The following is a 9,904-nucleotide window of genomic DNA, read 5'->3' on the forward strand; positions in this document are numbered from 1 at the left end:
CGGGAGCAAGCTCCCTCGCCACGGGTACTCCTGGGTCATTGCGGTCCTTACCGAAGCTTCATCGCCTCACCGCCCTCCTGCATGACTTTCCTGGCGCTGTCCATGAAGCCCTTGGTCACCTCCGTCACCGTATCGCTCATCAACTTGGCCATGTCGGCGGAGCTTTTGACCAGCACCATGGTGCTCTGGCGCTCCTCCATTCCCATCTGCATCTGGAACTGCTTCTCCATCAACGCTTTCTGACGGGTCTCCATCTCGCTCATGAACGAGTCGGGCGTGCGAGGCGGTGGCGTGGAGCTGGACCGTTGCGGGTCATCCAGCGGTCGATCGTCGGGCGCCGCCGTGCGGTTCGCGCCCCGAGTGCGGGGCCGGCCACGTTGGTGCACCGTAGGGGGTACCGATGATGAACGTCCCAGCCCATGCAGGCTTTGGGTGCCGGTGCGCTGCTGGGCGTCGCGAGGTTGCTGGCTCAACGAGGGTGAGCGCGATGGGTGCAAACCTTCGGCGCCCTGCAGGGCACCGGTGCCCCTTATGGACAGCGGATTGGGTTCAGGCATGGAAAATCTCCTCGAGTCGATGGGCGTGCAATGCGCACGGTTGGCAAGCCGGCATCGCCCGGGCGAGTCCGACTCACTACCTGAGTGGCGCCCGCGTATGCATCGGTTCCATCGACCTCAACGCAGGTTCAATTCCGGAATTTCGATCACCTCGCCCTTGGCCTCGTCGTCCAGCTCGCGCAGGACCCGATAGATGTGTGCGACGGCCTGGAGCGTTTCCCTCGGGATATAACCGCCAACGTCTTCGCGGTAGATCGTTCGCGCCAGCCAGATGCACTGGATCACCGGGACGCGCGCAGCCTTGGCCCGCTCGATCAGCGCGCGGGCATCGGCATCGACACCTTTGGTGATCAACTGCGGCAACGGTGTTTGCTCGGGACGGTAGAACAACGCGACGGCATAGTGAGTCGGGTTGACCACCAACATGTCGGCTTCCTCCACCGGCTTGGTTTCCTGGCTGGCGGGCTGGTCGATCAGCTGTCGGGCCAGGCTGCGGCGGTGCATCTTGACGTGGGGGTCGCCTTCCATTTCCTTGAACTCTTTGCGCACCTCTTCTTCGCTCATGCGCAGGCGCTTGGCGAAGAAGTATTTCTGCAGGCCGAAATCGAGGATCGCCAGCACCAGCAACACGCCCAGGCAGATGTGCATGATGTGCCGGAACAGGCCGGACAGCCCGCGCCAATACCCGTTCAGGTCGCCATTGACCAGGCTGATCAACGAACCGAGGGCCGGCATCGTCACCAGGTAAAGCACGCTGGCGATGAACACTGCCTTGACCAGGCCCATGAACAATTGGATCAGCGCCTGGGCGGAGAACATCTGCTGGGCCTGGTTCAACGGGTTCAGGCGGTTCGGATCAGGTTGAAGGGCCTCGGGCGCGAACAGGAAGCCGAACTGCACCCAACCGGCGATCAGGCGCGTGGCAATGGCCAAGCCCACGGTCATCAAGGTGAAGTTGAGCAACACGCCGCCGGCGTGGGCCAGGGTTTCCTCGAAGGCGCGCACGAAGTCGACGTCCAACCGGTGCAGCGGGAACGCGACCATGTCGCCCAGCGCCTGCATGCTGCTGTCGGCCTGGGTCAACGCCACTTCGGTGACTGCCGTGAGCACCAGCAGGCTGCTCAAATCCTGGCTCTGGCCGACCTGACCCTTCTTGCGCGCGTCGCGGATTTTCTTCGGTGTCGCCTGCTTGGTCTTTTCGCCGCTGTCTTCGCTCATGAACGAGCCCCTCCTTCAGGGCGCCGGTATCAACAGATGCAGCAGATGGCGGATTTCCCCGTATCGGCTGAGACGGCCGGTCATCGCGTCCCACAACGTCGGCAGGTAAAACAGCAGGAAGCCCAGGCCAACCAGGCTCTTGGCCGGCATGGCGAGGACGAACACCTGCAATTGCGGGCTGTACAGGCTGAGCAAGGCCAGGGCGAACTCCACCAGCAACAGCAAGCCGATGAAGGGCGCGGCGTAGAGCATCATGTGCATGAACATTTCGCCGAGCAGCCCGAGAAACACACCAAAGCCATCCGCGCCGGGCAACGGGAACCAGACCGTGGGCGACCACACCAGGTAGCTGTCCCAGATCACCTGGGTCAGCGTGCCGATGCCCAAGGTGGCGACCAGCAACAGGATGGTCATTTCCTTGAACAGATGGCCCAAGGGCGTCGTATCCGTGCCGAGCGCCGGGTTCAATTGCCCGCCGATGAGCGCGCCGCGCTGGTTGTCGAGCAAGGCGCCCACCGATTCGTAGAGCCAGAACGGCATCGCCAGCAGCACACCGAGGAGCAAGCCCAGCAGCACCTCCTTGAACATCAGCCCGCCGAGGGTCAGCCAGTCGGCCTGTGCGTCAATCAACGCCTGGCGAATACCCGGCGCGGGCAACATGCCCAGGGCGAATACCACGGCATGGCGCGGCAAGCCTCGCAGATGCTGGAAGCAGAACACCGGGACCAGGTACGCCACCGGGTAAATGCGCGCCATGCCGAGGGCGATCGACAGCAGCAAGTCGAAATACGGAACGAACACCTGGGCCGTCATCAGGTGCTGGCCATCATTTCAAATGCCCGGCGCAACAGCCCCAGCAGCTCGCCGCCAATCCAGCGACCGGTGACCAGCAAGGTCAGTCCCACCGCCACCAGCTTGATGCCGAACGGCAAGGTCTGGTCCTGGATCTGCATCAACGCCTGCACCAGGGAGGTCAGCACGCCAACGATCACCGCGACGATCAAGGGCGGCGCGGACAGCAGCACCACCAACAGCATGCCTTCCTTGAACAACGTCAACGCGTCCATCGCAGACCCTCAAAGATAGGAATAGAAAAGGCTGTCGAGCAACTGCGTCCAACCCTGCACGAGCACGAAGATCAGCAGCTTGAGCGGCAACGAAATGGTCATCGGCGCGACCATCTGCATGCCGAGCGCCAGCAGCAGGTTGGACACGATCAGGTCAATGACGATGAACGGGATGTAGATCAGGAACCCCATCTGGAAACCCGCTTCGAGCTCCGACAGCATGAAGGCCGGGATAAGCAGCATCAGGTCATCGCGGCTGGCTTGCTCGGCGCGCTCCTTGGGCCACATCCGCTGGGTGTTTTCCAGCAGATGGGTGAGGATGTCCGGGTTGGTATTGCGCGACATGAAAGCTTGCAACGGCTTGACCGCGTTCAAGGCCGAACCCTGCAGCGCCTCGGTGCTGCTGAAATCCAGCGGCTGCTCCTTCAGTTGCTCGGCGATGTTGTGACCGACCGGCGCCATGATGAACAGCGTCGCGGCCAGGGCGATGGCGTAGAGCGCCATGTTCGGCGGCACCTGCTGCACGCCGATGGCGTTGCGGGTGATGGTCAATACGATGGCGATCTTGAGAAAGGCGCTGCAGATGATCAGCAGCAGCGGAACCAACGAGATCCCGCCGATGAACAGCGCCAGCAGAAAGGGGTCGACCCCCTGGAAGCTCATCCAGCCACATCCACGCGAGTGACTTGCAGGCCGAGCCGACCCTCGACGTCCACCAGTTCACCGTGGGCCAAGGCCCGTTCACCATGGAACAACGTCGCCGCACCCGGTGCCACGCCCTGGACCTGGAGCACCACGCCGGGCGCCAGGTTGCGCAGTTCGCCCAGGGTCAGGCTCAAGTGACCACAGCGTATCGTCAGCGCCAGGGGCAGATCGTCGAAGCGCTCGCCCGTGGCGGCAGGCCCGTGCTCCGGCGTTTCTGCGGCTTGAGCATCGGCATCGTCAGGCGCTGCGAAATCCGCTGCTGTGGGCGCCTCGGCGTCGGCTTCGTAGCGGGCGGTATCGTCCCAGTCGGGGGTCAGGATATCGGTGTCACCGGTAGTGCTCATATCGGTCTCCTCCAGAGCGAGCAAAGTCAGGCGCAACGGCGCGGCGCGGCTGTGCACGCCGACCCGCAGGCAGTGCCGGCCGAGGCGAACCAGCCCTTGGCCGGATGGGTCGAACAAGGCGGTTTCCGGCACCAGCACGTCACCGGGGCGCAGCGCCGACACTTGCCCGGCCGCCAGCGCGAGGTGTCCCAGAAGCAATGGAACGTGCAGCGCAAAATGATCGTCCACCTGTGTTGTCCGCCGCTGCCAAGGCGCTGCGCGAAGCAATCCCAGCAAGGTCGGCCCGGCCAGTTCCAGGTGACTCGTCCCATGGGCCGCGCCCAGCCGTGCTTCGAGCCGGCAGGGAATGCCCCGGACCGCGGGGCCGGTGGTTGGCTTGAGAAAACCGAATGCCTGGCGCAACGGCTCGCTCAGGGTCTGCTGGAACAGCTGCCAGAACCAGGCATCGTCCGGCCCAGGCTCGGCCGGCAGGACCACCGGACATTCACCGAACAAACTGAGTAGCGGCCCCGGCTCGTCAAGGGCCAGGACGCCATGGGCGCACTCGAGCAAACACGACTCGCCTCCCAAGGCGCCGCTGCCCAGGGTCAGTTCCAGCAAGCCCGTCTCGCCCGCCACCTCGAAAGACAAGCTGACGCCCGTTCCCAATCGCTGCCTGGCGACGGCGTCATCGCCGCTCACCGGTGGCAGCGCCAAAGCCTGTACGCTCATGTCACGCTCGCCTCTTCTTCGTCGGTCACGCGCACCACCACCGGTTGGCCCAGGCTTTGGGCCAGTGCCTCTTCGAGGCGCCCAGCTCGACTCGAAAGCCGCGCGCGCGTCTCTTCGCTTTCGCCGCTCAGGCCGATGTCCCAGCCGGACGTCCCGCCCAGCCGCTGCGCAGTCACCCTGATCCGCCCCAGATGGGGAAGGTGCAGCAACAGGTCCAGTTGCTGGTCGAGGGTGGCCTGCAGGCGTGGCGAGAGCTGATCGACAAATGCCTCTACTTCACTGCCTTCCAGGTTCACCAATCCTGATAGGGAGCCGGTGCCCGCCATGTCGTCCTCGGAGCCGCCCCGTGGCGCATCGACCCACTGGCGAAACCAGTAGCCATCGCTGCGTTCTGCCGTCACCTCGGGGTCGCGCCCGGTGCCAGGCAAAGGCTCGCGCGCCACGGGACGACTGGCCCGGCTCACTTGGGCAAGCGGTTGCTCGTATGCATGGGATGCGTGACGAACGGGGGCCGCCGCAGGGCTGCCATGGGGCGACGGTCCGCCGTGCATAGAGCGTTCATTCATCGCTGGGGGTCTCCACCAGGTAGTCCATCATCGCGCTGAGCTTTTCCAGGTCACGCCTGCGCCCTTGCAGCCGCTGCTGGGCGGCTTCGGTGGCGCGTGCCTGTTGCGCCTGTTCCTCGTCGAGTGCCTGCAAGGCTTGCGCTTGCTCGGCCAAGTCGCCGATCAAGCGTCGCTCCTCGGTGCTCCAGGCGTTGAGTTCACAGACGCTCAGCGCGCGGCCACGGTGCTCGCCGTATAACGCCTCGCGCTGCGCTGCCTGCTGTTCGCTCGCGGCTTGCCAACGCGCCCGCGCGGCGGCGACTGCTGCTTCGCGCTCGCGCAACAGGTCGCGCTGTTGGCGCCAGGCCCGTTCGGCTTGCGCTTCGCGGTGCCGACGCACCGGCGCCAGGGCATCCAGGTCAGCCCGGGACATAAGCGGTCAACTGCTGGAGATGGGCGAGCGTCGACGCAAACGGCTCGGGCTCGCGCAGGTCCTGGCGCAGGAATGCGTCCAGGGCACCGCGCGACTCCACCGCCAGGTCGGTCAAGGGGTCGGCGCCGGCCTGGTATTCGCCCAGGCGCAGCATCAGCTCGATCTGATCGTAGGCCGACAGCAAGCGGCGCAGGTTGATGCCCGCGCGCAGGTGCTCGGCGTCGGCCACATTGGCCAGGGTCCGCGACAGACTGGCGAGCACGTCGATGGCCGGGTAGTGACCGCGCTCGGCGAGTTTGCGCGACAGGACGATGTGGCCGTCGAGCAGCGAACGCACTTCGTCCGCCACCGGATCGTTCATGGAGTCCTGCTCGATGAGCACGGTATAGAGCGCGGTGATCGCCCCGTCATTGCTCAACCCCGCCCGTTCCACCAGGCGCGGCAACAGGCTGTACACCGAAGGAGGCAAGCCGCCACGCCCCAACGGCTCGCCCGCCGCCAGGCCGATTTCCCGCTGGGCGCGGGCGAACCGGGTCAGTGAATCGATGAGCAGCAAGACCCGCTGGCCCCGGGCACGAAAGCCCTCGGCCAGGGCGGTGGCGGTGAATGCCGCGCGGGCGCGCTCCATGCTGGAACGGTCGGACGTGGCGCACACCAGGACCGCACGGGCCCGCAGCTCATCATCCAGTTCATGGTCGAGGAATTCCCGCAGCTCGCGACCGCGCTCGCCGATCAGCCCGAAAACGATCACATCACATTCAACGTTGCGGGCGATCTCCGCCAACAGCGTGGTCTTGCCGCAACCGGCGCCGGCGAACAGCCCGACGCGCTGGCCTTCGCCGAGCGTCAGCGCGCCGTCTATGGCGCGTACGCCAGTCATCAACGGTCGCTGGATGCGCGGCCGCGCGGTCGGCGGCGGGGCTTCGCCGATCACTTGCGAGGCCTCCGGCACTTGAGGCCCGGCGAACGCGCCTATGCCATCCTCAAGCAAAGGGCGGCCAAAGCCATCCAGCACCTGCCCCAGCAGCTGCGGGCCGACGGTCACCCGATGCGGCATGCCCAGCGGCTCCACCGCCGCACCTACGCGAACACCCTCCAGGCCACCCAGGGCGCTGAGCAAGGCGTCGTGCTGGTCGAAGCCGACGATCTCGGCGAGCAATGGCTCACGCCCGTCACGCTCGACCTGGCAGAGGTCACCGATCTGCGCCCCCGGCAGCCGGCACTGCAACAAGATCCCGCTGACCCGCTGCACCCGTCCGCGCACCATGACCGGCGCGAATCGGCGCAGGCGTGCCCGCTGCCCGGCTTCCCAGGTTTCCAATCGGGCAATGGCGGCGTGCATCACCACGTCACCTCGTAGCGCTGCTCGCCTTCGAAGGTGACTTTGCCGCTGTCGATGGCGGTCAGCCGCAGGCCATCGATCTGATCGCCGAGGAACAGCCGGCGCCCATCGGAGGTGACGACGTGACCACGCTTGCCGCCGACAATCTGGGCGATCTGGAACGGCAGTTGCGTCAGCCGTTCCTTGACGCTGGCCGTGATCTCCACTGACGTATCGTAGCGCGCGTGGAAACGCTCCATCAGCCGCTCGACCACCGCCAGGCGCTGGCGCGGCAGCTCGCCAACCAGCGCCAGCCGACCGTCCTGGACCTCGATCCGGACATTGGCATCCAGGTCGCGCTCCTGGAGCATGCGATCCAGCTCCAGGCGAACCGCCTCCACTGTGTCCAATGCAGCCTTGGCCGGCTTGTGCTGCTGCGCCGCACTGGGCGCTACCGTCGGTGCCGGTTGGCTGGTAAAGGCCCACGCGCTGGAGGCGACGGTGATCACCGCCGCAGCGATTCCCAGGCGCTTGGGCCACGACGGCCGTGCCGCGGTTTTTTGGGTTTCGCGGTCCGCCGTCAAGTGCGCAGCGTCATCCAGTGCCGCTTCTTCAGGCCAAGGCTGATCGGCCGGGGCCAGGCACAACCAGACGCCGGCGATGGAAAAGGGTGTATTGCCTGGCAAAGGCTCGGTCGCGGCCCAAGGCTGGCCTTGTCCGTTGCAAACCACGCCCTCCAGCGACGCCAGCAGCCACTGGCCCTGGACTAGGCTGACGGCAGCGTGACGCCCGCAGATGCCTGGGTCGTAGAGCGCGAGATCGGCGTCTTCCGCCGCCCCGACAACCCATTGCTCACCCACCAGCGGCAATGCCGCCCCCCGGTGCAGACCACTCAATACGCGTAGTTCGAACATGGCCAATTCCTCAAGGCGCGACCGATGTGCGCCGACAATCCGCTTGAACGACGGGGCACGGGCGGCCCTCGTCCACTGTCACAGCCAGGCCATCGGACGCGCCTGGTTTCACATCGCTACGCGTGGCATCGCGGCTGGCGCGCCAAGCGCAAGAACACGTCATGCGGCGTCCTCGATCTGGAGGGTTTCCTGCTCCAGATCAAAGCGCCCCAGCACGGTGACCTGGGCATTGCTGTGCAACTCGCTGAAGGCCAGCACCGGCACATGGTTGAACTCGTCGCGCAACAGATCCCGCAGCGGCGCGCGCAAGTCCTGGGCCACCAACAGCACCGCCACGCGCTTGGCCCGCAGCGGAAAACCTTCGCGCAGTTGCAGGACCAGGGCGCGGGTGTGCACGCTTTCCAAGGCAAAGAAGGTTTCCGTCTGGGTCTGGCGCAACGCGTCGCGCAGCAGCCCTTCGGTCTCCGGCGTCAGCAGCCAGACGTGCAGGCCGTTTTCATCGCGGTACTGGTGGTAGATCTGCGACTTCAAGGCGATGCGCGCGTAGTCGGTCAGCGCACCAACGTCACGCTCGTGCTGGCCGTGCTCGATCAACGACTCGGCGATCAGCCGCACCGCCCGCAGCGGCACGCCTTCGCCCGCCAGGCGTTGCAGCACGGCAGCGAAACGGGCCAGGGGCATGGTCCGTTGCAGTTCCTGCACCAGCTCTGGCTGGCCGGCTTCGAGCCAGCTGAGAATCGACTTGCTCTCCTGCAAGCCGAGGAACTGCGGCCCGGTGGCAAACATCGCGCGGCTCATGCGTTCCACCAGCAACTCTCCCGCCGGTACCGCTTCCACACGTTCGTCCGCCAGCAACGGGTCGTCGGGCGCCAGCCAGAGCCATTGATGCTCGTCGCGTACTTCGCTGCCGACCCGGGCATCCTGCGGTTCGAACGGCAACGGCCCGCGGGCGACGGCTACGCGATCTCCAAACGTGGCGCGCAGCATCGGCACCTCGTGCACGCAGAAGCGAAATTCGTCGTCCTCCAGGCGCGCGCTGTATTCGATCTCGAACGGCGGCAAGGTCAGGCCAAAACCGGCGACCAGAGCGTTGCGTTTCTTGCGGATCGCCTGGATGACTTCTTCGGCGGCCGGGTTGCCTTCCATCGACTTGGAGAACTGCAAGAGATAGGCCCGGGTCGGGTCGAAGCTGCGCAAATCCTCGGCACCATTGTGCTCCGGTGTCACGCTCGCTTGAGGCTGCTCGCCTTCGCGGGCCTGTCGCGCGCGGCCATACAGCTGGACGATGCCCGCCGTGCCGGTGATCACCGCAATGACGATAAACACCAGCGTCGGCATGCCGGGCAATGCAGCGAAGCCGAGCATGCCCACCGAAGCGATGACCCAGGCCTTGGGTTCGGCGGTCAATTGCTTGGCGATTTCCTTGCCGACGCTGCTGCCCGCCGGCTGCCCTTCCGGCGATACGCGGGTGATGATCATGCCGGCGGTGAGGGAAATCAGCAGTGCAGGAATCTGCGCAATGAGGCCGTCGCCGATGGTCAACACGGCATACAAGTGCATCGACTCGGACGCGCTCATATCGTGCTGGACCATGCCGACCGAAAAGCCGCCGATGAGGTTGATCACCACGATCACCAGGCCGGCGATGGCGTCGCCCTTGACGAACTTCATCGCCCCGTCCATCGCCCCGAACAGTTGGCTTTCCTTGTTCAGTTCCTCGCGACGACGGCGCGCTTCACTGACGTCGATCAGGTTGGCCCGCAGGTCGCTGTCGATGGACATCTGCTTGCCCGGCAAGGCGTCCAGGGTGAACCGCGCCGCCACTTCGGCGACCCGCTCCGAGCCCTTGGTGATCACCAGGAAGTTGACCACCGTGAGGATGAGGAAGATCACCAGCCCGACGGCCAGGTTGCCCCCGACCACGAAATTGCCGAACGCCTGGACGATATGGCCGGCGTCGCCCTGGAGCAGGATCAACCGCGTGGTCGCCACCGACAGTGCCAACCGGAACAACGTGGTCAATAGCAGCACGGCCGGAAACGAGGAGAACGCCAACGGCCGTGGCAGGTACAACGAAAGCACGATCAAC

11 protein-coding genes are annotated in these 9,904 nt (G+C 65.5%); all 11 read right to left on the reverse strand.

Annotation, left to right across the window (positions count from 1 at the left end):
* Nucleotides 1-47: 47 nt before the first annotated feature.
* A complete protein-coding gene (locus tag OC610_RS13835; protein WP_264428384.1) occupies nucleotides 48-557 on the reverse strand; it encodes a type III effector in 510 nt (169 codons plus the stop codon).
* Nucleotides 558-674: 117 nt separating this feature from the next.
* Entirely contained in the window at nucleotides 675-1,775 is a 1,101-nt protein-coding gene (gene sctU / locus OC610_RS13840; RefSeq protein ID WP_264428386.1) for a type III secretion system export apparatus subunit SctU, read from the reverse strand.
* A 15-nt stretch (nucleotides 1,776-1,790) separates the two neighbouring features.
* The gene (sctT, locus tag OC610_RS13845) at nucleotides 1,791-2,588 is read right to left on the reverse strand and encodes a type III secretion system export apparatus subunit SctT (RefSeq protein WP_264428389.1); all 798 of its coding nucleotides are present in this window, start codon (nucleotides 2,586-2,588) and stop codon (nucleotides 1,791-1,793) included.
* A complete protein-coding gene (sctS, locus tag OC610_RS13850) occupies nucleotides 2,588-2,842 on the reverse strand; it encodes a type III secretion system export apparatus subunit SctS (protein ID WP_030138405.1) in 255 nt (84 codons plus the stop codon). Before sctS ends, sctT begins: the two co-directional genes overlap by 1 nt.
* A gap of 9 nt (nucleotides 2,843-2,851) precedes the next feature.
* Nucleotides 2,852-3,505, reverse strand: coding sequence for a type III secretion system export apparatus subunit SctR (gene sctR, locus OC610_RS13855; RefSeq protein WP_030138406.1), 654 nt, complete (start codon nucleotides 3,503-3,505; stop codon nucleotides 2,852-2,854).
* Nucleotides 3,502-4,602: a type III secretion system cytoplasmic ring protein SctQ gene (gene sctQ / locus OC610_RS13860; RefSeq protein WP_264428392.1), complete on the reverse strand. Its 1,101-nt coding sequence runs from the start codon at nucleotides 4,600-4,602 to the stop codon at nucleotides 3,502-3,504. The genes sctR and sctQ overlap by 4 nt, the downstream gene beginning before the upstream one ends.
* Complete coding sequence (locus tag OC610_RS13865; RefSeq protein WP_264428395.1) at nucleotides 4,599-5,168, reverse strand: type III secretion protein; 570 nt, start codon at nucleotides 5,166-5,168, stop codon at nucleotides 4,599-4,601. The genes sctQ and OC610_RS13865 overlap by 4 nt, the downstream gene beginning before the upstream one ends.
* Nucleotides 5,161-5,580: a hypothetical protein gene (locus tag OC610_RS13870; RefSeq protein WP_264428397.1), complete on the reverse strand. Its 420-nt coding sequence runs from the start codon at nucleotides 5,578-5,580 to the stop codon at nucleotides 5,161-5,163. Before OC610_RS13870 ends, OC610_RS13865 begins: the two co-directional genes overlap by 8 nt.
* On the reverse strand, nucleotides 5,567-6,922 hold the full coding sequence (locus tag OC610_RS13875; RefSeq protein ID WP_264428399.1) for a FliI/YscN family ATPase: 1,356 nt from the start codon (nucleotides 6,920-6,922) through the stop codon (nucleotides 5,567-5,569). Before OC610_RS13875 ends, OC610_RS13870 begins: the two co-directional genes overlap by 14 nt.
* Nucleotides 6,922-7,815: an FHA domain-containing protein gene (locus tag OC610_RS13880; protein WP_264428401.1), complete on the reverse strand. Its 894-nt coding sequence runs from the start codon at nucleotides 7,813-7,815 to the stop codon at nucleotides 6,922-6,924. The genes OC610_RS13875 and OC610_RS13880 overlap by 1 nt, the downstream gene beginning before the upstream one ends.
* A 159-nt stretch (nucleotides 7,816-7,974) precedes the next feature.
* Nucleotides 7,975-9,904, reverse strand: a 1,930-nt coding sequence (gene sctV / locus OC610_RS13885) for a type III secretion system export apparatus subunit SctV (protein ID WP_264428403.1), incomplete at its 5' end; no start/stop codon positions are given.

The organism is Pseudomonas agronomica (genome assembly GCF_025917275.1).
Lineage (GTDB): Bacteria > Pseudomonadota > Gammaproteobacteria > Pseudomonadales > Pseudomonadaceae > Aquipseudomonas > Aquipseudomonas agronomica.

Excerpts from the sequence above, each read along its gene's own strand:
- OC610_RS13880 (WP_264428401.1), bottom strand. The coding sequence starts at position 7,815 with ATGTTCGAACTACGCGTATTGAGTGGTCTGCACCGGGGGGCGGCATTG.
- sctR (WP_030138406.1), bottom strand. The coding sequence starts at position 3,505 with ATGAGCTTCCAGGGGGTCGACCCCTTTCTGCTGGCGCTGTTCATCGGC.
- sctU (WP_264428386.1), bottom strand. The coding sequence starts at position 1,775 with ATGAGCGAAGACAGCGGCGAAAAGACCAAGCAGGCGACACCGAAGAAA.
- OC610_RS13870 (WP_264428397.1), bottom strand. The coding sequence starts at position 5,580 with ATGTCCCGGGCTGACCTGGATGCCCTGGCGCCGGTGCGTCGGCACCGC.
- sctS (WP_030138405.1), bottom strand. The coding sequence starts at position 2,842 with ATGGACGCGTTGACGTTGTTCAAGGAAGGCATGCTGTTGGTGGTGCTG.
- sctQ (WP_264428392.1), bottom strand. The coding sequence starts at position 4,602 with ATGAGCGTACAGGCTTTGGCGCTGCCACCGGTGAGCGGCGATGACGCC.
- OC610_RS13835 (WP_264428384.1), bottom strand. The coding sequence starts at position 557 with ATGCCTGAACCCAATCCGCTGTCCATAAGGGGCACCGGTGCCCTGCAG.
- sctT (WP_264428389.1), bottom strand. The coding sequence starts at position 2,588 with ATGACGGCCCAGGTGTTCGTTCCGTATTTCGACTTGCTGCTGTCGATC.
- OC610_RS13875 (WP_264428399.1), bottom strand. The coding sequence starts at position 6,922 with ATGCACGCCGCCATTGCCCGATTGGAAACCTGGGAAGCCGGGCAGCGG.
- OC610_RS13865 (WP_264428395.1), bottom strand. The coding sequence starts at position 5,168 with ATGAATGAACGCTCTATGCACGGCGGACCGTCGCCCCATGGCAGCCCT.